This is a genomic window from Paracoccus hibiscisoli (assembly GCF_005048265.1).
GTDB lineage: Bacteria > Pseudomonadota > Alphaproteobacteria > Rhodobacterales > Rhodobacteraceae > Paracoccus > Paracoccus hibiscisoli.
Genome location: NZ_SUNH01000008.1, coordinates 41,026 through 66,843 on the forward strand (window position 1 = coordinate 41,026; position 25,818 = coordinate 66,843).

General features: G+C 67.3%; 15 protein-coding genes and 2 pseudogenes. 15 read left to right on the forward strand and 2 right to left on the reverse strand.

The annotated features are described in order from the left end of the window. Entirely contained in the window at positions 1-1,167 is a 1,167-nt protein-coding gene (locus FA740_RS06350; protein ID WP_136855943.1) for an acyl-CoA dehydrogenase family protein, read from the reverse strand. A gap of 67 nt (positions 1,168-1,234) precedes the next feature. Between FA740_RS06350 and FA740_RS06355 the strand changes: the two genes are divergently transcribed. The 8 genes and pseudogenes from FA740_RS06355 (at position 1,235) to FA740_RS06390 (ending at position 15,651) form a co-directional block, all read left to right on the forward strand. Then, positions 1,235-2,017, forward strand: coding sequence for an IclR family transcriptional regulator (locus tag FA740_RS06355; protein ID WP_169306233.1), 783 nt, complete (start codon positions 1,235-1,237; stop codon positions 2,015-2,017). An 11-nt stretch (positions 2,018-2,028) separates the two neighbouring features. After that, complete coding sequence (locus tag FA740_RS06360) at positions 2,029-2,949, forward strand: SDR family NAD(P)-dependent oxidoreductase (protein ID WP_136855945.1); 921 nt, start codon at positions 2,029-2,031, stop codon at positions 2,947-2,949. 485 nt (positions 2,950-3,434) lie between these two features. Then, positions 3,435-4,441: pseudogene (locus FA740_RS06365) on the forward strand (IS5 family transposase). A 438-nt stretch (positions 4,442-4,879) separates the two neighbouring features. After that, positions 4,880-7,114 carry an autotransporter outer membrane beta-barrel domain-containing protein gene (locus FA740_RS06370; protein WP_136855946.1) on the forward strand — a complete coding sequence of 745 codons (2,235 nt, stop codon included), beginning with the start codon at positions 4,880-4,882 and terminating at the stop codon, positions 7,112-7,114. A gap of 30 nt (positions 7,115-7,144) precedes the next feature. Then, the gene (locus FA740_RS06375) at positions 7,145-8,638 is read left to right on the forward strand and encodes an argininosuccinate lyase (protein WP_136855947.1); all 1,494 of its coding nucleotides are present in this window, start codon (positions 7,145-7,147) and stop codon (positions 8,636-8,638) included. Positions 8,639-9,062: 424 nt separating this feature from the next. Beyond that, a pseudogene (locus FA740_RS06380) lies at positions 9,063-10,399 on the forward strand (IS3 family transposase). Between the two features lie 591 nt (positions 10,400-10,990). After that, positions 10,991-12,217 carry a metallophosphoesterase family protein gene (locus FA740_RS06385; protein WP_136855948.1) on the forward strand — a complete coding sequence of 409 codons (1,227 nt, stop codon included), beginning with the start codon at positions 10,991-10,993 and terminating at the stop codon, positions 12,215-12,217. Beyond that, entirely contained in the window at positions 12,217-15,651 is a 3,435-nt protein-coding gene (locus tag FA740_RS06390; RefSeq protein WP_136855949.1) for a YhaN family protein, read from the forward strand. The genes FA740_RS06385 and FA740_RS06390 overlap by 1 nt, the downstream gene beginning before the upstream one ends. A 50-nt stretch (positions 15,652-15,701) precedes the next feature. Here the strand turns inward: FA740_RS06390 and FA740_RS06395 are convergent, their stop codons facing one another. Then, the gene (locus tag FA740_RS06395) at positions 15,702-16,715 is read right to left on the reverse strand and encodes a LacI family DNA-binding transcriptional regulator (RefSeq protein ID WP_136855950.1); all 1,014 of its coding nucleotides are present in this window, start codon (positions 16,713-16,715) and stop codon (positions 15,702-15,704) included. A gap of 172 nt (positions 16,716-16,887) precedes the next feature. Between FA740_RS06395 and iolG the strand changes: the two genes are divergently transcribed. From iolG to iolD, 7 genes are all read left to right on the forward strand, one after another. After that, positions 16,888-17,880 carry an inositol 2-dehydrogenase gene (gene iolG / locus FA740_RS06400; protein WP_136855951.1) on the forward strand — a complete coding sequence of 331 codons (993 nt, stop codon included), beginning with the start codon at positions 16,888-16,890 and terminating at the stop codon, positions 17,878-17,880. Between the two features lie 128 nt (positions 17,881-18,008). Then, positions 18,009-18,932 (forward strand): sugar ABC transporter substrate-binding protein, encoded by a 924-nt coding sequence (locus FA740_RS06405; protein WP_136855952.1) that lies wholly within the window; start codon positions 18,009-18,011, stop codon positions 18,930-18,932. A 61-nt stretch (positions 18,933-18,993) separates the two neighbouring features. Beyond that, positions 18,994-20,100 carry an ABC transporter permease gene (locus FA740_RS06410; RefSeq protein WP_136855953.1) on the forward strand — a complete coding sequence of 369 codons (1,107 nt, stop codon included), beginning with the start codon at positions 18,994-18,996 and terminating at the stop codon, positions 20,098-20,100. A 1-nt stretch (position 20,101) separates the two neighbouring features. Beyond that, the gene (locus FA740_RS06415; RefSeq protein WP_136855954.1) at positions 20,102-20,878 is read left to right on the forward strand and encodes an ATP-binding cassette domain-containing protein; all 777 of its coding nucleotides are present in this window, start codon (positions 20,102-20,104) and stop codon (positions 20,876-20,878) included. Further along, positions 20,878-21,972 carry a Gfo/Idh/MocA family protein gene (locus FA740_RS06420; RefSeq protein ID WP_136855955.1) on the forward strand — a complete coding sequence of 365 codons (1,095 nt, stop codon included), beginning with the start codon at positions 20,878-20,880 and terminating at the stop codon, positions 21,970-21,972. Before FA740_RS06415 ends, FA740_RS06420 begins: the two co-directional genes overlap by 1 nt. Continuing rightward, a complete protein-coding gene (locus FA740_RS06425) occupies positions 21,969-23,885 on the forward strand; it encodes a bifunctional 5-dehydro-2-deoxygluconokinase/5-dehydro-2-deoxyphosphogluconate aldolase (RefSeq protein WP_136855956.1) in 1,917 nt (638 codons plus the stop codon). Before FA740_RS06420 ends, FA740_RS06425 begins: the two co-directional genes overlap by 4 nt. 100 nt (positions 23,886-23,985) lie before the next feature. After that, positions 23,986-25,809, forward strand: coding sequence for a 3D-(3,5/4)-trihydroxycyclohexane-1,2-dione acylhydrolase (decyclizing) (gene iolD / locus FA740_RS06430; RefSeq protein ID WP_136855957.1), 1,824 nt, complete (start codon positions 23,986-23,988; stop codon positions 25,807-25,809). Positions 25,810-25,818: the final 9 nt, after the last annotated feature.

Consider the following 25,818-nt stretch of genomic DNA (forward strand, 5'->3'; position numbering starts at 1 on the left):
TCAGGCCGCCCTGGCGGCCAAGGTGCGGCGGGCAATGATCAGCTGCTGGATCTGGCTGGTGCCTTCGTAGATGCGCAGCAGACGGATATCGCGATAAAGCCGCTCGATGTCGTAATCGGCCATGTAGCCCGCCCCGCCATGGATCTGCAGCGCCCGGTCCGCGATGCGGCCGGCGGCCTCGGTGCAGAAATACTTGGTGCAGGAGGCCTGCAGGATGGCCTGCCCCTCGCGGTCATAGGTGTCGGCCGTGGCCCGGCACAGGGCGCGTGCCGCATGCAGATCGGCCTGGCAATCCGCCAGAAGCCCCTGCACCAGCTGATGCTGCCCGATGGGCTTGCCGAACTGGCGCCGCTCTTGCGCGTAGTCCGTCGCGATGTCCAGCATCCGCTGGCCCTGCCCCACCGCCATCGCGCCCACATGGATGCGCCCCCGGTCCAGGGCCTTCATGGCGGTGCGGAACCCCTGATGCAGCCGATCCGGCCCACCGATGATCGCGTTTTCCGGCACGCGCACGTCGTCGAACATCACGTCCGAGGTCTTGGTGCCGCGCTGCCCCATCTTGCGGTCGGGGGCCGAGACGGTGATGCCGGGCGTGTCGGCCGGCACGATGAAGGCCGTGACGCCGTCGGCGCCCTCGCGATCCGGATCGGTGCGCGCGAAGACGGTGAACACCCCGGCCCGCACGGCATTGGTGATGTAGCGCTTGGTCCCGGTGATGACGAAATCCCCGCCCTCGCGCCGGGCCGCGCAGCGGATGCCGCCCGCATCAGATCCGTGATCCGGCTCGGTCAGCGCGAATGACGCGATGATCTCTCCGCTGGCGATTCCGGGCAGCCACCGGGTCCGCTGATCGGGCGTGCCATCCATCACGATCCCCTGCGAGCCGATGCCGACATTCGTCCCGATCAGCGACCGGAAGGACAGCGAGGCATAGCACAGAGCCTCGATCAGCTGCGCCTCCTGGGCGGCGCTGACGCCGATGCCGCCGAATTCCTGGGGGGTGGACAGACCGAACAGGCCCATCTCGCGCATTTCGGCGATGATCTCGGCGGGGACCTCGTTCTCCTCCTCTACCCGTCGCTCGGCAGGGATCAGGCGTTCGCGCGCGAATCGGGCGACCGCGTCCATAAGCTGCTGAAACACGTCGTCATCTACACCGGATGCCATGACATTCTCCTCCTTGCGCCTCAACTCCTATTCTGTATAATGAATGATATTCTGCAAGGGAAATAATATGGCGGACGATCAGGGGTTCAAACCGGTGCCGGCGGTCCAGAACGCGATGCTGATCCTGCGGCTGCTGGCCTTGGCCGGCGGTCCGATGGGGGCCACGCAGATCGCTCGCGAGACCGGCCTGAACGTGTCGTCGGCCTTCAACATCCTGCGCACGCTGACCCATGAAAGGGTGCTGAGCTTCGATCCCGCCACCAAGACCTATCGCATCGGCATGGGCCTGCTGGAGGTCGCCGCCCCGCTGCTGGGCGCCAACCCCGCCGATCTGATCCGACCGCTGCTGAACGCCATCGCCCAGGACCACCAGGTGATGATCGCGCTGTGGCAGATCACCACGACCGGGCGGATCGTCTTGATCGACCGCTTCACCGCGCCCCATATCGTGCAGGCGGCGATCGCCCGGAACAGCCGGCTGCCGGTCTTTGCCGGTGCGATCGGGCGCTGCTATGCCTCATCTCTCGGGCTGGACCGGGACCGGACGCAGGTCGGCTATGACAGCGTGCGCTGGCAGACCGCGCCCGGCTTCGACGCCTATTGGCGCGATGTGCAGCAGGCCCGCCGGACCAGCATCGCCCGGGACCGGGGGCAGTTGTTCCGCGGCCTCGAGATCGTCGCGTCGCTGGCGCGTGATGCCGAGGGGACCCCGCGGCTTGGCCTCAGCAGCATCACCATCTCGGGGCAGCATGACGAACCGGCGCTGGAATGCGTGGGCAAGGCGCTGGCCCAAGCCGCAGGGCAGATCGAACGCAGCATGTTCGGCAGGCCCGCCGACAAACCCACCTGAAAGGATGCACCATGCCTGACAACAGACCTCTTGACGGCAAGGCCATGCTGGTCACCGGCGCGGGCGGCGGCATCGGCCGCGCCATCGCGATCGAGGCCGCCAAGGCCGGCGCGATGGTCATCGTCAACGACCTGGGGGCCACGCTGGACGGGCGCCGCACCTCGAGCGCGGCGGCCGAGGCGACCGTGTCGGAGATCGAGGCCGCCGGAGGACGCGCCGTCGCCAATGGCGACGACGTGTCCCGCCCGGAGGGGGCCGAGGCCATGGTGCGTGCCGCGACCGATGCCTTCGGACGGCTGGACGCGGTAGTAAACAATGCCGGCATCCTGCGCGATTGCTTCTTCCACAAGATGAGCTGGGAGGATTTCGACGCGGTCGTGAAGGTTCATCTGTATGGTGCCTTCAACGTCAGCCGCGCCGCCGCCGACGTGATGCGCCAGCAGAACGCGGGCAGCCTGATCCACATGACCTCGACCTCGGGGCTGGTCGGCAATCTGGCGCAGGCAAACTACTCGGCCGCCAAACTGGGCGTCACCGCACTGTCGAAATCCATCGCCCTGGATCTGGCGCGATGGAACATCCGGTCGAACTGCATCGCCCCCTTTGCCTGGAGCCGGATGACATCCTCGATCAAGGTCGACAGCCCCGAACAGGAGGCCCGCGTGAACCGCATGAAGGAGATGTCGCCCGAAAAGATCGCCCCCCTGGCCCTCTATCTGGCCTCGGAGGCGGGTCGGGACACGACGGGTCAGATCTTTGCCGTGCGCAACAACGAGATCTTCCTGATGTCGCAATCACGCCCCTTCCGCTCGGTCCACCGGACCCCGGGCTGGGATTTCGACAGCATCGCGCAGCATGCGATCCCGGCGCTGCGCGGCAGCTATCACGCCGCCGATGTCTCAGCCGATGTGTTCGGATGGGATCCGATCTAGCCGTGCTCACAACCCGTCTTGCGGCCGGTCCCATCAAGCCAACCCATTCCCGGACCGATCACGAGGCGCGGGATTTCGGGATGACAGGATCGGGTGTCTAGACGACCTCGCGACGAAGCCTGCCGCCTCGCGCCGCACCTGAGGCTGGGCGGGCCCGAGCTGCTTGGTCTGGTTTCGATACGCCGCTCGGATCTTGTCGGGGCCATAGAACCAGAACCATGCTTGCCGCCGCCAGACCCAGCACGGCCCCCGCCGCAATGTCGATGGGATATGCTTGCCTCGTGGCACCTGGATGCCCGAGCCCATCAGGGCGATGGCCCATGCCGGCCGGGATGCCTGCGGCAGATCATGTGCCATGACTGCCGCAACGGCCACCGCCCCCGCGGTATGCCCCGAGGGAAAGGACATATCATGTCGGCGTTGTTGCAGAACTCCAGCCTGCCGCGGGATTCACGTGGGTGGGCTGGTAGGGTAAGCGTCTCGGCATGAGCAAGCCTGAGGCTGTCCGCTACCGCACGACGAACTGGAAGTCCTACAATGAGGCTTTGAGGCGGCGCGGATCGCTGCTGATCTGGTTGGACAGGGACATGGTGTGGCTGGCGAACAAGGCGGGTCGTCGTGGCCGCCCGCCGGTGTTCTCGGATGCGGCGATCCAGTTCTGCCTGATGGTGAAGGTGCTCTTCGGGCTGCCGCTTCGGCAGATCGAGCCATGAGAACGGTTGCCCATCGCGGCGCCATCGGTTCAAGCCCGATGGGCGACGGTCCGAGTGACCATGGCGAGACGGAATCGTGGCCAGCATCCTGGCGTTGGCAGGGCTCGACTGGCCGGTGCCGGACTTCTCCACCCTGAGCCGCAGACAAGACCCTCGCTGTCCAGATATCCAGCCGGCGCGCACCAGGTCCTCTGAACCTGCTGGTGGACAGCCCCGGGATCAAGTTCCTGGGCGATGGAGAATGGCTGGCCCGCAAGCATGGCACCCGCCGCAGGCGCGAATACCGCAAGGTCCATCTGGTCATGGACACGGCCACCGGCGACATCCGGGCGGTGGAATTCACCTCAAGCCGCGAAGGAGACAGCCCTGTGCTACCTGACCTGCCGGATCAGATCCCGCCGGATGAACAGATCGGCACCGTGACCAGCGACGGTGCCTTCGGCACCCGGCGATGCCACACCGCAATCGTGGACCGTGGCCGCACGGCCATCATCGCGATCCGCAGGAATGGTCGCCTCTGGAAGGAGGACTGCCCTGCCGCTCGCGCTCGCAACGACATCCTCCGGGCGACCAAACGTTTCGGCCGGGCGAACTGGAAGCACTGGTCCGGCTATCACGTCCGAAGTCGGATCGAGGCAAGGATGCGCTGCCTCAAATCCTTCGATGAGCGCATCGCCTAGCGAGACCCGGACAGGCAAACGGCAAAGATCCACATCCGCGTCGCGCTCATGAACCGCTTCAACGCACTCGGCACCGCCGAAATCGAGCGCGTGGAATGAGCTCAATGGGGTAAGCGGGAGCCCTGCTTCAACGCCCAGCTCTGCAACAATGCCGTGTGGATGTCCCCTTTCACCCCCATCATCTGAACGGAATGTTACCGATTCCACCCATAGCCAGACGGCACAACCGGATTTCTTGCCGATCCTGCTCATTTTTCCTTGTTTTGCCCTGACCCCGGCCCGTTCATGGTCCGCGGATCGTGGAGGCGGTCCGACGCGTGGCGCATAGGCTAACAGCCCTCGTGCCGGCTGACTTTTCTAGGGAGGAAACCTGACATGCCCATACCCATCGTGACCGGGGCGCCCTAGCGGCGTGCCACGATCGCGCGTCGCGGCAAGAACCGTACGGCGCACCATCATCCTGCTCTGGTTCAATCTCCGCCTATCCGTCGCACGTTCGCGCGCCGGTCGGATAGCGGCTGCCAGACGCTTTCGTTCATGACCAGACGCTTTGACGTCACGCAGCGACCGACCGCCGCGCCGTCAAGCCTGGAGGAGACGACCATGCTGAAAATCACCACCTTCGCCCTGCTGGGGCTGCCCGTGACAGCACTTGCTGACCCGGTGGACATCCTGTTCATCGGCAACAGCTATACATTCGGCCGCATCGACCCGGTCATGAGCTATAACACCGACAACGTGACCGACCTGACCTCGCCCGCGCGGGGCGGCAGCTTTACCGATACGACCGGCAGCCTGACCTTCGAGCCGCATCCCTGGGGCGGCGTTCCCGGGATCTTCAAGCAGCTGACCGATCAGGCGGGGCTGGACTATAACGTATTCCTGTCCACGCGAAACGCGGCATCACTGCGGGGCCATCTGCTGAACAGCAATCCGGCCAACTGGGATCTGCGCGGCAACATGGAACTGCGCGCTTGGGACAAGGTCGTGCTGCAAGAGCAAAGCGCGAACCCCCTGGCCCCAAGCGTCAATGAATACGGCCACGACCTTGGATCCGACCGCGAAGGGTTCCGCTATTACGCCAATGCCATCCGGGATCTGGTCCAGTCGCCAGCAGGCACCGGCGAATTGCGCGACCGCGATGCCTATGACGGCGAGACCGTCGAGGAACGGCAGGCCGCCTGCGAGGCGACCGGGCGGACCCGCGTGACCTGCAGCCGCAGCCGGGGGGACTATCTCAACGCGAATGCCAACCCGGATGCGCAGGTCTATCTGTATCAGACCTGGGCCAGACCGAACCTGATCGATGGCGCGCTGGACACCGCGCGCAACGACGCGGACGGCTCGATCACCTGGACCGACACCGTCTCGCGCGAGACGCATTTCGACACGCTCGAGGCGATGACGGCGGAACTGGTCGAGGGTTACCAGCAGGCCTTTGACGCGGCCCGCCAGCAGGGCGCCCTGAGGTTCGAGGGGATCGTGCCGGTCGGACAGGCCTTTCTGTCGGCCGTGCAAGGCGGCGTCGCGGCGCGCGATTTCTGGGGGCGGCAGGCCGAGGCCGAGGGCAGCATCAACCTGTGGTTCGACGATGGCACGCATGCCAGCAAGTATGGCTCGTATCTCAGCGCGCTGACCCTGTTCGGGCAGACGACCGGGCTGGACCCGCTGATCTTCGCCCAGGGCGAGATTGCCGCCGCCGAACTGGGCATCGGGTCCGAGGATGCCTTTGCCCTGCAGCGCGTGGCAAGCTTTCTGCTGAACATGATCGCCGCCGAGGAAACCGGCCGCGACATCTTTGAATCCATCATCGGCGCCAGTGCCCTAGCCGCACAGACCGCGGATCTGCTGACGGCGCAGCAGGACAGCCTAGCGGCGGACCGTGTGCGCGCCGCCTTGGCCAGGCTGCGTGCCCCGGCGGATATCGGTCGCCTGACGCCGCATGTCGCGGTCAGCGGGGCCGCGCGGTCGTCGGGCCGGACGGCCCTTGGCCTTCAGGACAGTCGCGCGCTGACTGCCCATGTCGGCGGCTCGGTGCAGATCGACGAACGGCTCAGCTTTGGGGCGGGGCTTAGCCTGCAGCGCGGCGACAGCAAGGGCGATGTCGGTGATCTTGAGGCCGACACCCTTTCGGCGGGCCTGGATGCGGCCTGGTCGGATGGCAGCAACTGGCTGGTCGCCACCGCGGGCCATTCCCGCAGCCGGATCGAGGGGCATCGCGACTTTTCGATGGTCTCGGATCTGGGCTACGAATTCCTGCAAGAGCGGTTCGACATCCGCACGGATGCGCGCATCCTGTCCGCCTCGATCACGGGCGGACGGCAGCAGGCTGTCACCGACCGTCTCAGCTTTGGCCCGGTGGCGGCGCTGGATTATCGCCGCACCACGATCGACGCCCATTCCGAGGACGGCCCCGTCCGCCGCGCCGCAGGCTATGACCGGCTGCGCTATGAAAGCATCGAAGTGCAGTTGGGCGTGCAGGTCCGCCAGACCGTGGAACTGGCCGCACGCCCGCTGACTTTGTCTGCCGATGCGCGCTATGTCCGTGAACTGGCCGACGGGCGACCGACGGCGATCTCGATCATCGATGCCGGGGGTGGCGTCACCCCGGTGACGCAAGGCCCGCAGGACCGATCCTTTGGACGCGTGTCGGTCGCGGCCGAGATGGCCATCACGCCTGCCGCCAGCACGTGGCTTGCCGTCGATGGCCGCATCGGCCACCGGGACGGCTCGCGGGCGACGGTGAATGCCGGCATCGCGATGCGCTTCTGAACACCTGATGAACCCTCTGGGAGAGATGACATGAACACCACCCCCCTTTCCATCCTGCTTTCGACCGCGCTTATGGCTGCCACGCCCGCCCTGGCCCAGGATGGCCCGCCCCGCGACGAGTTCTTCTGGCTGGGCCAGATGAACAAGGCCACGCTGGTCATCAACAGCCAGGAGGGCCTGCTGGACCCCGCACTGGCCCCGGCGATGGCCACCGCACTGGCCGAGGTGATCGCCGCGGGCAATGCCCAGGGTGGCGCCCGGCCCCGCACCGTCCTCACCTTCGAGCCGCTGCTGATCGAGGCGGGCGGCATCGATGCGACGCTGCTGCATGCGGGCCGGTCCAGCCAGGACATGCACGCAACCTTCCGCGCGGCCATGCTGCGCGATCAGTTGCGGGACCTGGCCGACGGCCTGCATACGACCGGCACCACGCTGGTCGATCTGGCCGAGCGTCATGCCGAGACCGTGGTGCCGAACTATACCAACGGGGTCGCGGCCCAGCCCAACAGCCTTGGCCATTACCTGCTGGGTCATGCGGCCGGGTTCGAACGCGACGCGCAGCGCGTCCGCGAGGCCTATGCCCGGATCGACCGCAGCGCGATGGGCACGACGGTGCTGAACGGGACAAGCTGGCCGCTGAACCGCCAGCGCATGGCCGATTATCTGGGCTTTGCCGGCCTGGTCGAGAATGCCTATGACGCCTCGCAGATCTCGTCGATGGAACATCCGGTCGAGGTGGCGGGCATCGTCACCTCGGTCGCGCTGCATGCGGGCAATTTTGTCGAGGATATCATGACGCAATACGCCCAGACCCGGCCATGGATCCTGTTGGAGGAGGGGGGCGAGAACACCTATGCCTCGTCCGCGATGCCGCAGAAGCGCAATCCGGGCCTGCTGAACAACACCCGCAGCGACGCCTCGCAGGCGATCGCGCTGGCGATGGGGCCGGTGATCCAGACCCACAATATCACGCCCGGCATGCCCGACCCGAAAAGCGCCGCGCAGAACGGCGCCATGATCGAGGCGGGCATCGGCGTGCTGGCACGGCTGGATCAGGTTCTGGGTGCGCTGGTGGTGGATGAGGCGCGGGCGCTGGAGGAGTTGAACAGTGACTGGACGGCCTCGCAGGAAATCGCAGACATCCTGATGCGCGACCACGGCCTGCCGTTCCGCGAGGGTCATCACATCGCCTCCAAGATCGTCACCGTGGCCCGTCAGTCCGGTCAGGGACCGCTGGACTTTCCCTATGCCGAGGCCGCGCGCATCTATGCCGAGACGGTGACCGACACCGACGCCCCTGCCCAGCTGCCGCTGTCCGAGGCCGAGTTCCGCGCCGCCCTGGACCCCACGGCGATCATCCGTGCCAGAGCGACATCGGGCGGGCCGCAGCCCGACGAGATGGCGCGCATGATCGCCACCGCGCGCCAGCGGCTTGACGATCACGCCGCCTGGATCGCCGACAGCAGCGCCCGGATCGACGATGCTCTGGCCGGGCTGGACGAGGATTTCGTCGCACTTCAATAGCACGGTCCGCCTGACGGCCTGTCAGTCCCGCCCGCCCTGACAGGTCGTCGCGCTTTCGATACGGCACAGTGCGTATGTGCCTTATTGAAGCCCTCTATCTCTAATGTCGGCGGCGGCTGGAATGCGGGGCGTAGCACTAGTAAGTGGGCTCATCCGGTGATCCGGGGGCGGTCCTGCAGCGTATTGTCGGCCTGTGCAGGTTCTGCGGGATCAGCGTGTCTTGCCCACCTGCGTGACCATGTTCGCGGCAGAGACCTGCGTGCCGATTCTCGAGCGTGGGGGCCGCAACTCAGGGTTCATCCGTGACGACCCAAGGCATAGTCGCCTCATCTATTAGCAACTGTGAGCTACTCCCCGAAAATCAGACAGTGACGGAAGCTACGATCTGACGTCTGCTGGTCTTCAAGAGCGAGGAGATCAGGACATGAAGAAACGCAGGAACCATGACGCGGGATTCAAGGCCCGTGTTGCGCTGGAAGCCTTGAAGGGCGAGCGCACGTTGTCTGAGTTGGCCGCCGAATATGGCGTGCATCCGACGATGATCCATCAGTGGAAGAAGTCTCTGCTCGATGGTGCTGCTGACATCTTCAAGCGGGGCGGCAAGGCGGCTCCCTCTGTTGATGAGGACACGGTGCGGTCCCTGCATGCCAAGATCGGGGACTGAGCCATCGAGGCGTCATCGGTCCGAGCCCGATGGCGAAGGCTGTGGCCAATGATGCTCCGTGAGACTTACGCGGCCCCACAGGGGCCACGGTTCTCACTTCGATGTCACGAAAGCTCAAGCCCTGGACCGGCAAGTGAGGCGTGGCATGATTGAGAAGAACCACCCGAGCCTGTCGGTCGGGGCGCAATGCCACCTGCTGTCGATCTCGCGATCGTCGTTCTACTCCGAACTGATGGGCGAGACGGCCATGAACCTCGACCTCATGGTGGTGATTGACAAGCAGTTCCTCGAGACACCGTTTTACGGCGTGCAGCAGATGACGTGGCACCTGCAGAACGAGGGCCATATTGTGAACGACAAGCGCATCCGGCGACTGATGCGGCTGATGCGCGTTCGTCGGGAAAACGGTCCACCGGACCGTTTTGTGACCCTCCTCACTGCCGATCTACCAGAAGCCCGATACCAGCAGGCAGGCCACGGGCCACAAGACCTACCCCTATCTGGCTCGGGTGGGCTGCGGGTGGAGCGGCCCAACCAAGTCTGGTGCGCCGACATCCCGATGCGCCGCGGTGCTCGGCATGGCCTCGGACCGGTGGCGGCTCATGCCTCGCTCTATCTGGTGGCTGTCATGGACTGGTTCACCCGGAAGGTTCTGGCCTGGCGCATCTCGAATACCCTGGAAGCTGACTTCTGCGTCGAGGCCCTGAAAGAGGCGATCCACAAGTTCGGCCCGCCCGAGATCATGAACTCCGATCAGGGATCGCAGTTCACGTCCTTCGCCTGGACCGACCGCCTGAAACGGGTCGGCACCCGGATCTCGATGGATGGCAAGGGCCGGTGCATCTACAACCCTCGGGCACTCACTCGGACCGATGGCGTTCATGCCCTCGATCATCGAACGCCTCTGGCGGTCCCTGAGGTACGAATGCGTCGACCTGCACGCTTGGGAGACCGGCCCTCAGGCCAAGGCTGGCATCGGGGCCTGGATCACCTTCTACAACCACCAGCGGCCTCACGCCGCCCGTGGCGGTCAACCACCCGCCGTGGTCTACTTCAACACCATCGAAACCGATCAGCAGGTGCAGGCAGTAGCTTAAATCAGCCGGAAATTTGTCCAAGAGTAGGGGAGTAGCTCACGCATCCGTAAAGTTCCGTCTTACCATGCCTGATCTCTTGTTCCTTGGTAACGACCCTATCTGCGTGACCACGAAACAGACAGCAGCTCAGATGGACAATTCCCTCGCCCGAAGACCCTGTTTTGGGGTTCGGGAGGAACTCAAGGGCTGCATAGACAGATCGCGGGCCCAGAGGCTGGATTGGCCTGATCTGATTCACGGGAACGAGCTACGCGCCAGGGTCCCGGCCGAACCCGCCTTCGGCAAGGTCCGCGGCCATTCCATCGACGATATCCTGCCCGACGTCAGGCTGGGCCACAGCCAGCCGCGAAAGCGCGGACAGTCGCTCCACCGCGATCCTGTCTGGATTGACCGGTTGCCCGGACGGTGCGGCCTGCGAGAGGGTCCGGCCCTTATGCACGCGGGCGATCCGACCCGGTCGGTCAGGGCCACCGTTGATCCGCAGAAGGCAGGGTGCCGCCGGACCCGCGCGCAGGGCGGATGCTCGGGAATCGTGGGTTGATTTGACGTGGAACCGCTGTTTCAGTCATATCCGGGGCAAAGGGGCCAAAAGTGACGAAAATACTGCATACTGCCGACATCCATCTGGACTCTCCTCTGCGGTCCCTTGCCCTGAGAAACGCCCCGCTGCGTGACGCCGTCGCGGCCGCCACGCGGGCGTCCTTCAGCCACCTGGTCGATCTGGCGATCGCCGAGGATGTCGCGGCCCTGCTGATCGCGGGCGACCTGTTCGACGGCGGCGAGCGGAGCGCGCGCACCGGAGCCTTTCTGATGGGAGAGCTGGATCGGCTTGGCGATGCGGGGATCAGGGTGTTCTATACCAAGGGCAACCACGACGCCGAAAACCCCATCACCGGCACGCTGGACCTGCCGTCCCATGTGCATGTCTTCGACGCCCGGGGCAGCCGTGAACAGCTGGCCGAGGATGTCTGGGTCCACGGTGTCAGCTTTGCGGACCGTCACGCCCCCGACAGCCTGCTGCCACGTTTCAAGGCGCCGGTCCCCGATGCGGTGAACATCGCGATGCTGCACAGCTCTCTGGCGGGGGCGGCGGGCCATGACGTCTATGCGCCCTGCAGTGTGGCGGATCTGGCAAGGATGGGGTTCGATTATTGGGCGCTTGGGCATGTGCACAAGCGTCAGGTCCATTCCGAATCGCCCTGGGTCGTCATGCCCGGCATCCCCCAGGGCCGTGACATCGGAGAGTCGGGGTCGAAATCGGTCACGCTGCTGACCATCGATCAGGGCCGGATCGCGGTCAGCGAACGGCGGACCTCGGTCGTTGAGTTCGTCCACAGCACCCTGGACATCACCGATGCGGACAGCGACGACGCCCTGCGCGTGATGCTGCGCCAGCATATGTCCGCGCTGCGCCGGGAAATCACCGCCGCGACCGGGGTGATCCGGCTGACCCTGACGGGCCGGACGCCGCGCCACTGGCAGATTGTCAGGGATCACGATGTCTGGTCCGAACGGGTCGACGACCTGGCCCGTGCAGAGGGCGATCTGTGGATCGACAAGCTGGTGCTGGATATCGCACCGCCCGATGCCGGCGACGGGGCCGCCGACGAACTGGCGGCCATGATGACGCAGATCCGCGCGGAGCCCGGTTTCGCGGCCATCGCCAGGGAGGAGGTCGATGCCGTGCTGCAGGACCTGCCGCCCGGCTTGCGTGACCGGCTGATGCCGGACGCCACCGCGCGGAACGACCTGACCGACCGGCTGGCGCAGGCGGGCGCGAACCGCGTTCTGGCGCGCATGAAGGGGGCGGCCGGCTGATGCGGATCCGGCGCCTGTCCCTGGAGCGTTTCGGCCATTTCACCGACCGCACATTCGATTTCGGACCCGCGGGCGATCGGCCTGATTTCCACATCGTCTACGGGCCCAATGAGGCGGGGAAGACCACCACGATGGAGGCCGCGCTGCGGCTGTTCTACGGCTTTCCGCTGCGCGAGGATTATGCCTTCAAGCACGCCCGCAGCAATCTGCAGGTCTCGGCCACGCTGGAGATCGGCGGTGCGACGCGGCACTTCACCCGCCTGCCCAAGCGCAGCGGCTCTCTGGTCGATGAGACGGGCACGGCGCTGCCGGAAACCGCGCTGTCCGCGCATCTGGCCGGGCTGTCGCAGGACGATTATCGCAGACTTCTGTGCCTGGATGACGACACGATCGTCAGCGGCGGAGAAGAGATCGCCAACGCTCAGGGCGATATCGGCCGGCTGCTGTTCTCGGCCGCGGCGGGGGTCGCCGATCTCAGCGGCGTTCTGGATGGGGTCCGGGACCAGGCCGACGCGCTGTGGAAGCGGCGGGGCCGGACGACGCGGATGGCCGAACTGAGGCGTGAACTGGGCGACCTGGACGGGCAGATCAAGGAACGTGATGTCACGGCCAGCGCGTGGAAGGCCCTGAAGAAGGACCTGACCAGGGCGCAGGACACAGAGAAGGCCGCGCGCCATGCCCGGGACATGCTGAACGCCGGACGCGCGAAAATCGAGGGACAGAAACGCGCCCTTCCGCTGATGGCCGAGATCGCCGGTCTTGAGGCCGCCATCGCGCCCTGCGCCGACCTTCCCGCGCAGCTGGACTTTGACCCCGAGCGGCTGACCACGCTGAGCGTTGATCGCGGTGTTGCGCTGCACAATGTCGATCGTCTGACCAGGCACTTGACCGCATTGACGGAACGGCGGGGTGGCCTGGCCGTGGACCCGGCCCTGGACGCGCTTGCGACGGCGCTGGACGATCTGGAGGATCTGGCCGCCCGGGATCGCGGGGCGCATCTGGACCTGGACCGACGCCTGGACGAGCGGTGCGCCGCCGAGGCGGGCATGACACGGGCCCTGCACGATCTTGGGGTCGCCTCATCCGGGGCCGACCCGCGGTCCCTTGTCCTGTCGGTGGGGATCATCGCGACACTCGATCAGGCCCGGGAGGCGCTGCGCGAGGCCATCGCCCACGCGGCGGCGGAAGCACGGGAGGCCGTCGCGCTGCAGCACAGGGTGGACGCGGCCCAAGCGGCGCTGGCCTCCCTGCCCCCGCAGAAGGACGCGCCCGGGATCGCCGATGTCCTGCTGCGGTTCAATGCGGACGACCTGGCCCCCGCCCATGCCGCAGCGCTGCAGGCCACCGGCGCCGCCCGCGCCAGGGCTGCGCGGGCGCTGGCGGACCTGGCGTATGGGGCCGCGGTGTTTGACCGCATTCCGGACTGTCCCACATCCCGGATAGCGGCATCGGAATGGGTCGACCGTCACCGCGCGTTGCGCGCAGACCTGGGCGCGGCCACCACCCGGCGCGACGACCATCTTGCGGATCGCGCGGCCTGCGACGCGCAGGCAGAGGCCCTGACCCGCAGCAGGACCGTCGTGTCCGACAGCGATGCCAAGGCCCTGCGGGCCGCGCGCGACGAGCAATGGGCAAAGCATCTGGCGGCTTTGGACGGGCGGACGGCGGCGGCGTTCCACGACGCCCTGCTGCGACACGACGCGGCGACGGATGCCCGGCTTGGGCAGGCCAGCGAACTGGGCCAGCTGCGTCAGATCGAACAGGCGGCCGCGGAGGCCGAGGCCCGTGCCGCGCAGCGGAGCCAAAGCATCAACGCCCTGCAGGCCGCGATCACGCAGATCGAGGAGGCCGTCAGGGACGCGGCCAGGCAGGTCGGCCTTTCGGATGGCCTGTCGCCGCAGGAATGGCTGGCATGGGTGGAACGGCACGTGCAGGCCCGGGACGCCGCCCTCTCGCTGCGCGAGGCGGAGGATGCCAACCGTCCGGTGCTGGACCGCGGCGCGGCACTGCGGGCCGAGCTGGCGGCGCTTTTGCCCGTCGATCCCGTCGACCTTGGCAGCGCGCTGAATGCGGCGCGGGCCGTGGCGGACAGGGATCGCGCGCAGCGCGAGACGCGGGCCAAGGCCGAGGATACGCTGCGCCAGGCACAGCGTGATCTGGCCGGACGACAGGCGCGGCTGGCCACCGCCCAGGGCGCCGAGCGTGCCGCCCGCGACGCATGGCAGCAGCTGGTCGCCGCGCATCTGGGCGGGCTGGTCTCGGCGGATTGCCTGATGACCACTCTGGACCCGCTGCGCGTCCTGCGCGAGCACGAGGTGGCCCGCGCTGCCGCCGAACAACGCATCAGCGCCATGCAGGCGGATCAGGCGCGGTTCGCCGACGCGGTCGAGGCTCTGGCCCGGACCCAAGGCATCACGCTTCAGCCGACGGCCGCGCAGACCTATGCGGCGTTGAAGACCCTGGCGGATCAGGCGCGGGTCACCCGCGACGCCGCCCAGGGTCTGGACCGGGATATCGACGCGGCCCGGGCTGAGAGGGCCCGCAACCAGGACAGGCTGCGCGGCATCGATCAGGAGGTTGCGGCGATCGCCACGGTCTTCCCCGATCCCGCGACGCTGACCGATATCGACCTGCTGCGCCAGATCGCGGCCCGGACACAGCGGGCCATCGCCGACCGCTCTCTGCTGGCCAGCCGCCAGCGCAGCGTCCTGCTGGAGCTGGGGGCGACCGACATCGCCGCCGCCCGCGACCAGCTGGCGGGCCTGTCGATGGCGGATGTTGAGGCGGCGCTGCGCAGCAACGGGTCCGACCTTGAGCATGCCGAGACGACGCTGACGCAGGCGATCGAGGCCCGCACCACGGCCGAGCGCGCCCTGTCGCAGGTCAAAGGCGACGCCGAGATCGCCGCCCTGGTCGAGCGCAAGGCAACGCTGGAACTGCAGCTGGAGGAAGCCGCCCTTCAGCATCTGGAACTGTCACTGGGCCATCGCCTCGCCTCGGATGCGATCCGGCGCTATCGGGACACCCACCGCAGCGGCATGATGACCGCGACCGAGCAGTGCTTTGCCAGCCTGACGCAGGGCGCCTATCCGTCCCTGTCCACGCAGATCGAGAAGGATAGCGAGATCCTGCTGGCGGTCGACCGGAACGGTGCCAGCAAGCGTGCCGCGGAAATGTCCAAGGGCACGCGCTTTCAGCTGTATCTGGCGCTGCGGGCGGCCGCGCACGAACAGCTGGTGTCGCAAGGCACAAGGCTGCCGTTCTTCTGCGACGACATCTTCGAGACCTTTGACGAGGACCGCACCAGCGCCGCCTGCCGCGTCATGGAGGCGATCGGGGGACGGGGGCAGGCGATCTATCTGACCCATCACCGCCATGTCGTGGACATCGCCATGTCGGTCTGCGACGTGCAACCGGTCCTCCACGAACTGTAGCACGTCACGGCAGCGGTGCAGAGTGGGCGGGGACTGCGGTTCGGGTGGACTCAGGCGCTTTCCCGGATGACCAGACGGCCGATGAACTTGCGGTCCAGGTTCGTGGCGTCGGGGCCCTCCAGCACATCCACCAGGTAATTCGACATGTCGGTCAGCGGCTGGCGATAGGTGGTCAGCCTGTAATTGGGGCTGGATGCGGCGGGCACATCGTCAAAGCCCACCACCGCGATATCGTCGGGGATGCGCAATTGCAGGCGATGCCGGATCGTGTCGATGACCCCAAGCGCCAGCGCGTCATTCTCGCAGACGATGACATCGGGCAAGGCGCTGACGGGGCGGTCGCGCAGGGTGTCATATGCGACCTCGGCCGCCATGATCGAATCGTAGCGATCCACCGACACCGTCTCGGGCAGGACGCCGAATTTGCCGTGCCAGACCTCCTGAAAGGTCTCCTTTCTCAGCAGATGCGCCGAGACCGTCCGCGGGCCCGCGACATAGAGGGGGCGCTGATATCCCTTGCCCAGCACGTATTGGGCGATCTCTCGGGTGGCGGCCTCATCGTCGACAGCGATCGAGATCGTGTCGGGGTTCGACGAGCTGCGCGCAAAGATGATCAGCTTTCGAAACCGCCGCGCACCCTGCGCCGCAGCCAGAACCTCGTCGTCGAACTGCACCCCGATCAGGATCGTCGCATCGACCCGCCGCTGGCTGGCGTTCAGCAAGGCGGGGGCCGTGTCCTCGCGGTCCAGCGTGTTGACCAGAAGCGTGTCCCACCCCCGGCTGCGCAGCGCGCGGGTCAGGCGCTCCATCATGACCAGCTTGTGCGGGTTGGTGAAATCGTCGACCAGCAGCGCCACGAGGTTCGAACGCGTGGAGGCCAGCGCCGCCGCGCTGAGATCGGGGACATAGCCAAGCGTCTGCGCGGCCGACATGACCTTGGCCCGCGTCTTGGGCGAGATCGAGGCGTCCTTCTTGAAGGCCCGGTTGACCGTCCATCGCGACACGCCGGTCGCCGCGGCGACATCGTCAGCGGTCACATTCTCGAAGCCGTCGGATTTCGGCATGGGGTCTCTCCCTCGTCATGTCGGTCCGGTCTGATACCGCCAAGCATAGGTGTCAACCGGCCAGATTTCTCACAGAAAGCACGCGCGTGCAAAAATATCTTGCACACGCGTGCAAAGGGTGTATTTCTTTCACCAGGCGGACGGGTGAGGCGCCGCGGATCGGGGGGATTTGATGCTGAAAGTCGGTTTGCTGGGCGCGGGCAGGATAGGCCATGTCCACGCGGTCAACATCGCGGGCCACATGCGTTCGCAGCTGGTGGCGGTGTCAGATGTCCATCAGGAGGCCGCCCGGACGCTGGCCGACAGACATGGCGCCGAGGCGCGCACATCCGATGCGATCCTGAACGATCCGGACATCGACGCGGCGCTGATCGCCACCTCGACCGACACGCATTCCGACCTGATCGAGGCCGCCGCCCGCGCAGGCAAGGCGGTCCTGTGCGAAAAGCCCGTCGATCTGTCGCTGGAGCGCGCCCGGGCCTGCCTGCGGTCCGTCCAGAATCTGGGCGTTCCGGTGATGATCGGGTTCAATCGCCGCTTTGACGCGAATTTCGCCGGGCTCAAGACATCGCTGCGCGCAGGCGATATCGGGCGGCCCGAGCTGCTGTCCATCACCTCGTTCGACCCCGCGCCGCCGCCGGTCGATTACGTCAAGGTGTCGGGTGGGCTGTTCCGGGACATGATGATCCACGACTTCGACATGTCGAACTTCATCATGGACGCCATGCCCGTATCGGTCCACGCCGTGGGCAGCAGCATCGTCGACCCCGCGATCGGGGCGGCGGGCGATGTGGATACCGCCGTGGTCACCCTGACCTATGCCGATGGCCGCCTCGCCGTGATCAAGAACAGCCGCCGCGCGGTCTATGGCTATGACCAGCGGGTCGAGCTGTTGGGCTCGGACGGGCTGCTGCAGGCGGGCAACATGCTGGAGAACACGGTTGTCCGCTCGACCGCGACGGGCGTCGTTTCGGGCAAGCCGACCTATTTCTTCCTGGAACGCTACATGGCCGCCTATGCTGCGGAATGGGATGCGTTCCTGGCCGCGTGCCTGGACGGCGCGCCGGTTCCGGTCACGCTGGCCGACGGCATCGCGGCGCTGGCCATGGCCGAGGCCGCGACCGAATCCGCGCGCACCGGGCGGACGGTGCCGGTGCCCGGCTGACGGAAATACGGGCTGCGCCGCCGGAGGAGCGGCAGCGCAGCCCCACGATATCCGGCAGGGGAGCATGCCGGACCGACGGCGGGGCCATCGCGCCCCGTTGCGACAACAACCCACAGGGAGGGATGAACATGAACAGATATGCAGCTTCGGCCGCGGTCGCGGCGCTGATGGCGCTGGCGGCCCCGGCGATGGCACAGAACATCATCGTGGTGGCTCATGGTCAGGCGAACGACCCGTTCTGGTCGGTCGTCAAGAACGGTGCGGCCCTGGCGGGCGAGCATACCGGCGCCACCGTCGATTTCCGCGCCCCCGAGATCTTTGACATGGTCGCCATGAGCCAGCTGATCGACGCCGCCGTCAACCAGCAGCCCGACGGCCTGGTCGTGTCGATCCCCGACCCCGACGCGCTTGGCCCCTCGATCCGGCGGGCGGTCGAGGCGGGTATTCCCGTCATCTCGATGAATTCGGGCGCCGATGTCGCCGCCGATCTGGGCGCGCGGCTGCATGTGGGTCAGTCAGAATATGACGCGGGCGTCGCCGCGGGCGAACGTCTGGCCGAGCTGGGCGGCACCAAGGGCATCTGCGTCAACCAAGAGGTCGGCAATGTCAGCCTGGATCAGCGCTGCGCGGGCTTTGCCGAAGGCTTTGGCAACCCGGTCAACGTCATCCCGACCCAGAACGACCCGACCGAGGTGCAGGCCCGTGTCCGCGCCGCCCTGGAATCCGACCCCGAGGTGGACACCGTCCTGGGCCTGGGCGCAAGCCTGGTCGGAGAGCCGACCGTGGCCGCCGTCCAGGCGCTTGGCCGCGACGATGTGCTGATCGCCAGCTTCGATCTGTCGGCGGGCTTCCTCGAGGCCGTGTCCGAAGGCCGCGCCGCATTCGCCATCGACCAGCAGCAGTATCTGCAGGGCTATCTGCCGGTCACCTTCCTGGCGCTGCATGCGCAATATGGTCTGATGCCGGGCGGCGACGTGCCCTCGGGCCCGAACCTGGTGATGCAGGAGGCCGCGGGCCAGGTGATCGAGCTGTCCGCCCAGGGCATCCGCTGATCCGCTGCGGGCGGGCGTCCGCGCCCGCCCCATCCGACCGACAGCAGAGGGGAACCGACCCATGGCCACGCAAGCCGCCGCATCCGCGGACGAACGGATCAAGACCGAATCCATCACCACGCGCCTGATGAAGCGGCCCGAACTGGGGGCCATCGGCGGGGTGATCCTAGTCACCATCTTCTTTCTGTTCACCGCCAGCCCATCGATGTTCACCCTGGCGGGCATCATGAATTTCCTGACCCCCGCCGCCCAGCTGGGCATCCTGGGGATCGCCGCCGCCATGCTGATGATCGGCGGAGAGTTCGACCTGTCCATCGGCTCGATGGTGGCCTTCGCGGGCATGATCTTTGGCGTGCTGGTCGTGAACATGGGCCTGCCGCTGATCCTGGCCATTCCGCTGACCATGGGCTTTGCCGCACTGGTGGGGGCGGCCAACGGCGCCATCGTGCTGCGCACCGGGCTGCCCAGCTTCATCGTGACGCTGGCCTTCCTGTTCATCCTGCGCGGCGCCTCGCTGGTCGGGCTGAAGGTCTTTACCGGCGGCGCGACCCAGCTGCGCGGCGTGCGTGACGCGGTGGCGGCCGACTGGCTGACGCCGCTCTTTTCGGGCCATGCCTTCGGCGGTCTGTTCCGCTGGATGGCCGATCATGGCTGGACGGCCAAGCTGGCATCGGGGACGCCCGCCGTGCCGGGGATTCCGGTGTCGATCCTGTGGTTCGTGGCGGTCACGCTGATCGCGACCTTCGTGCTGCTGCGCACGCCCGCGGGCAACTGGATCTTTGCCACCGGCGGCGACAAGAACGCCGCCAGCAATTCCGGCGTGCCGGTGCGGCGGGTCAAGATCTCGCTGTTCATGCTGACCGCCTGCGCGGCGGCGCTGGTCGCGATCATCACCGTTATCGACACCGGGTCCACCGATGCGCGGCGCGGCTTCATGAAGGAATTCGAGGCGATCATCGCCGCCGTCATCGGGGGCTGCCTGCTGACGGGGGGCTACGGCTCGGCCATCGGCGCGTTCTTCGGGGCGATCATCTTCGGCATGGTCACCATCGGGCTGACCTATACCGGGTTCGACCAGGACTGGTTCCAGGTCTTTCTGGGCGGCATGCTGCTGCTGGCGGTGGTCTTCAACAACGTCATCCGCAAACGCGTGACCGGGGAGCGCTGAGATGTCCGATCCGATCATCCAGATGCAGGGCATCAAGAAGCACTTCGGCAATGTGATCGCCCTGAACGGCGTTACCTTCGACGTGCGCCCCGGCGAGTGCCATTGCCTGCTGGGCGACAATGGCGCGGGCAAGTCGACCTTCATCAAGACCATGTCGGGCGTCCACAAGCCGACCGAGGGGACGATCACCTTCGAGGGCCGCCCGATGGAATTCTCCAGCCCGCGCGACGCGATGGAGGCGGGCATCGCCACGGTCTTTCAGGATCTGGCCATGATCCCGCTGATGAGCGTCACGCGCAATTTCTTCATGGGGCGTGAACCGACCGTGGGTCGTTTCATCAAGCGCTTTGACATCGAGACCGCGAACCGCATCACGATGGAGAAGATGCGCCAGATGGGCATCAACCTGCGCGCGCCCGATCAGGCGGTGGGCACGCTGTCGGGCGGCGAACGCCAGACCGTGGCCATCGCGCGGGCCGTCCATTTCGGCGCCAAGGTGCTGATCCTGGACGAACCGACCAGCGCGCTTGGCGTGCGCCAGACCTCGAACGTGCTGGCGACCATCGCGCGGGTCCGGTCGCAGGGCGTGGGCATGGTCTTCATCAGCCACAACGTGCGCCATGCGCTGGCGGTGGGCGACCGCTTTACCGTGCTGAACCGCGGCCAGACCCTGGGCACCGCCAATCGCGGTGAGATCGACGCCGCCGAATTGCAGGACCTGATGGCCGGCGGGCAGGAGCTGGCGACCCTCGAAGGCAGCCTGGGGGGGACGATCTGATGTCCCTGGGCGTCGCGCTGATCGGCACGGGCTTCATGGGCAAGTGTCACGCCATGGCCTGGCGCAACGTGGCGACCGCCTTTGGTGGCACGCCGCCGCGGCTGGAGGTTCTGGCCGATGCCGCGGCGCCGGGCGATCTGGCCCGGGCTTGGGGCTTTGCCCGCGCGACGGCTGACTGGCAGGCAGCAGTCGCCAACCCGGGCGTCGACGTGGTCAGCATCACCACCCCAAACGGGTTGCACCGCCCCATGGCCGAGGCGGCCCTGCGCGCGGGCAAGCATGTCTGGCTGGAAAAGCCCATGGCGCTGACCCTGGCCGACGCGCAGGCGATGGCCGATCTGGCGGCCGCGCATCCTGGTCAGGTGACGCTGCTGGGCTACAACTATCTGCGCAGCCCGGCCTTTCAGGCGGCGCGTGCGATGGTGGCGGATGGGGTAATCGGCACCACCCTGGCCTTTCGCGGGGTCTATGACGAGGATTACTCCGCCGACCCGTCCCTGCCCTGGTCCTGGCGGATGACGCATCAGGAGGGCGGACTTGGCGCGCTTGGCGATCTGGGCTGTCATCTGGTCAGCGTCATGGTCGCGCTGATGGGCCCGGTGGCCGAACTGACCGCCATGACCCAGATCGCCGTGCCCACGCGCCCCTCGCCCGACGGCCCCCGCGCGGTGGAGAACGAGGACAGCGCCTTGGCCCTGATCCGCTTTTCCAGCGGTGCACAGGGGTCGTTCGCCACATCGCGCGTGGCACGGGGCCGCAAATGCCGCCTGCAATGGGAGATCCACGGCAGCGACGGCACCCTGATCTTCGACCAGGAACACATAAACGAATTGTGGGTCCACCGGGCGGGCGAGGCGGGCTTCACCCGCCACCTGACCGGGCCGGACCAGCCGGATTTCGCCGCCTTCTGCCCCGCACCGGGGCATGGGTTCGGCTTCAACGAACAGAAGGTCGTGGAATGCCGCGACCTGATCCGCGCCACCCAAGGCGGCACCCCCTGCGGGCCCGATTTCGCCGCCGGCCTGCAGATCGAACGGATCATCCACGCCATGGCGACCAGCGCCGGTCGTCCCGTTTCCCTGGAGGGCGCATGAAGACGCTTGACGTGATCACCATCGGACGCAGCAGCGTTGACCTGTACGGCCAGCAGGTCGGCGGGCGGCTGGAGGATATGGGCTCGTTTGCAAAATATATCGGCGGCAGCCCGACGAACATCGCCTGCGGGACGGCGCGCTTGGGGCTGCGCTCTGCCGTGATCACGCGGGTGGGCGACGAGCATATGGGCCGCTTCATCCGCGAACAGCTGATCCGCGAGGGCGTCGATGTGCGCGGCGTGGCCACCGACCCCGAGCGGCTGACCGCGCTGGTCATCCTGGGCATCCGCGATGAGGACAGCTTTCCGCTGATCTTCTATCGTGAGAACTGCGCCGACATGGCGCTATCCCAGGGCGACATCGACGAGGCGCTGATCGCGGACGCGCGCTGTGTGCTGGCGACCGGCACGCATCTGTCGCATCCCCGAACCGAGGCCGCGGTGATGCGCGCGCTGACGCTGGCGCGGGCGCATGGCGCGCGGACCGCCCTGGACATCGACTATCGCCCCAATCTGTGGGGCGTGGCGGGCCATGGCGCGGGCGAGAGCCGCTTTGTCGAAAGCGCCGCCGTGACGGCGCGGCTGCAGGCGACGCTGGCCCTGTTCGATCTGATCGTCGGCACCGAGGAAGAGTTCCACATCGCCGGCGGCACCACCGACACGCTGGACGCCCTGCGCGCCGTCCGCGCGCTGAGCGATGCGGTGCTGGTCTGCAAGCGGGGTGCGGCGGGTGCCGTGGCCTTTGCGGGTGCCATCGACGGTTGGGACAGCGGCCAGCAGGGGCCGGGTTTCCCCATCGAGGTCTTCAACGTGCTGGGCGCGGGCGACGGGTTCTTTTCCGGCCTGCTGAAGGGCTGGCTGGACGACGAGCCCTGGCCGCGCGCGCTGGAATACGCCAATGCCTGCGGGGCCTTCGCGGTCAGCCGCCATGGCTGCACGCCCGCCTATCCCAGCCTGGAGGAGCTGCGTTTTTTCCTGGATCGCGGCGTGGTGCAGCCCGACCTGAGGAACGACGCGGCGCTGGAGCAGGTGCATTGGGCCACCAACCGCCAGGGCCGCATGGGCGGCGACTGGTCCACGATGCGGGTCTTTGCCTTTGACCACCGGATGCAGCTGGAGGTCCTGGAGGGGTACACCCCCGCCAAGGGCGCGGCCTTCAAGCGGCTGTGCCTGGACGCGGCATTGCGGGTGCAGGACGGGCAGCCAGGGCATGGGATCCTGTGCGACAACCGCATCGGTCGTGCTGCGCTGCATGCGGCCAGCGGCACCGGCCTGTGGATCGGGCGGCCCGCCGAATGGCCCGGATCGCGGCCCCTGACGCTGGAGCCGGAGCTGGGCGCCGATTGCGGCGGCCTGTCCGAATGGGCGCGCGAGAATGTGGTCAAGGTGCTGTGCTTCTGCCACCCCGACGACGATGCCGCCCTGCGGGCCGAGCAGGAGGCGACCGTGGGGCGCCTGTTCACCGCAGCACGCCGGAACGGGCTGGATTTCCTGCTGGAGATCATCCCCTCCAAGGTCGGGCCGGTGGATGAGGACACCACCGCGGTGCTGATCCGGCAGTTCTATGCGGCGGGCATTTTTCCCGACTGGTGGAAGCTTGAGCCGCTGACCAGCGCCGCCGCCTGGTCCAAGGCCATCGCCGCCATCGAGGAGCATGACCGCCACACCCGCGGCATCGTCGTCCTGGGCCTGGACGCGCCCGAGGCGGAGCTGGAGGCCAGTTTCCGCGTCGCGGCAGGCTTTCCGCTGGTACGCGGTTTTGCGGTCGGGCGGACGATCTTTGGCGCGGTGGCGCGGGACTGGTTCGCCGGGCGCACGGGCGACGAGGATGCGGTTGGCGCGATGGCCGACCGCTATGCCCGGCTGTGCGGAATCTGGGACCGCGCGCGGGTCGCGGCGCAGGGTGGCGCATGAGCGGGCGGGACTTGCCGGGGGCGGTGGTAGGGGGCTTCACGCCCCCCAATCCCTTCGGGATTTCCCCCCGCGGGATATTTTCATGAAGAAGGGGCGGGCGATGGGAGACAGGGTGCGGTTGACCGCGGCGCAGGCGATGGTGCAATGGCTGTCGGTGCAGATGACCGAGGATGGCGAGCGGTTCATCGACGGGGTCTGGGCGATCTTTGGCCATGGCAACGTGGCGGGCCTGGGCCAGGCGCTGCACGGGATCGGCGATGCCCTGCCCACCTGGCGGGGGCAGAACGAGCAGACCATGGCACATGCCGCCATCGCGTTTGCCAAGGGGCATGGGCGCAGGCGGGCGCAGGCGGTCACGGCCAGCATCGGTCCGGGGGCCACGAACATGGTCACGGCGGCCGCGCTGGCGCATGTGAACCGGCTGCCGCTGTTGCTGATCCCCGGAGATGTCTATGCCAGCCGCAGGCCGGACCCGGTGCTGCAGCAGGTCGAGGATTTCGGCGACGGCACGGTCAGCGCGAATGACTGCTTTCGCCCCGTGGTCCGGTATTTCGACCGCATCACCCGGCCCGAGCATCTGCTGACCGCGCTGCCGCGGGCGATGCGGGTGATGACCGATCCCGCCGAATGCGGGCCGGTCTGCCTGGCCTTTTGCCAGGATGTGCAGGCCGAGGCCCATGATTGGCCCGAGGCGTTCTTTGCGCCGCGCGTCTGGCGCATCCGCCGCCCCGCCCCCGATGCGGGCGAGCTGGAGGGCGCAGTGGCGATGATCCGCGCGGCCAGGGCGCCGGTGATCGTCTGCGGCGGTGGGGTGATCCATTCCGGGGCCGAACAGGCGCTGGCCGATTTCGCAGCGCGCCACCGCATTCCGGTGGTCGAGACGCAGGCGGGCAAGTCCGCTCTGGCGCAGGCGCATCCGATGAATCTGGGGGCTGCGGGGGTGGACGGGTCGGCCGCGGCCAACCAGGCAGCGCAGGCGGCGGATCTGGTGATTGCGGTGGGCACGCGGTTGCAGGATTTCACCACCGGGTCGCGGACGCTGTTCGACGCGCGGATTCTGGCGGTCAATGTCCAGCCCTATGACGCGGCCAAGCATGGCGCGGTGTCGCTGGTCGCGGATGCGCGCGTGGCGCTGGAGGCGCTGAGCGGGGCCTTGGGCGATCTGCGCTTCAGCCCAGACATGCAGGCGCGCGCCGACTGGCTGGCGGCGGTCGAGGCGCATTGCGCGACACCGCCGGAGGGCCTGCCGACCGATGCGCAGGTGATCGGCGCGGTCCAGCGCGCCGCGCCCGAGGGCATCGCGATGTGCGCGGCGGGCACCATGCCCGGGGCGCTGAAGCTGCTGTGGCGGGCGTCGCAGGGGGGCTATCACATGGAATACGGGTTCTCCTGCATGGGATACGAAATCGCGGGCGCGATGGGGCTGGCCCTGGCGCGGCCCGACCGGCAGGTGCTGTGTTTCGTGGGCGACGGCAGCTATATGATGGCCAACAGCGAATTGGCCACCGCGGTGATGCGGCGCGTGCCCTTCACGGTGATCCTGACCGACAATCGCGGCTATGGCTGCATCAACCGGCTGCAGGCGCATACCGGCGGCGCGCCCTTCAACAACATGTATGTGGACAGCCGGGTCGAGGCGCAGCCCGAGATCAATTTCGTCGCCCATGCGGCCAGCATGGGCGCGCATGCGGTCCGCGCCGACGACCTGTCCGCGCTGGAGGCGGAGATCGCCGCCGCCCGCGACCGTGCCATCCCCACCGTGATCGTGATCGAGACCACCGCCCGCCCCGGTCCCGGCGACGGGCTGGAGGGAGCGGGTCACTGGTGGGACGTGGCCGTTCCCGCGACCGGCGGCACTGACAGGCTGAAACAGGCCTATGCCCGCTATCTTGACCACGCCGCCCGGCAATCCCTGATCAACTGAGGCACAACC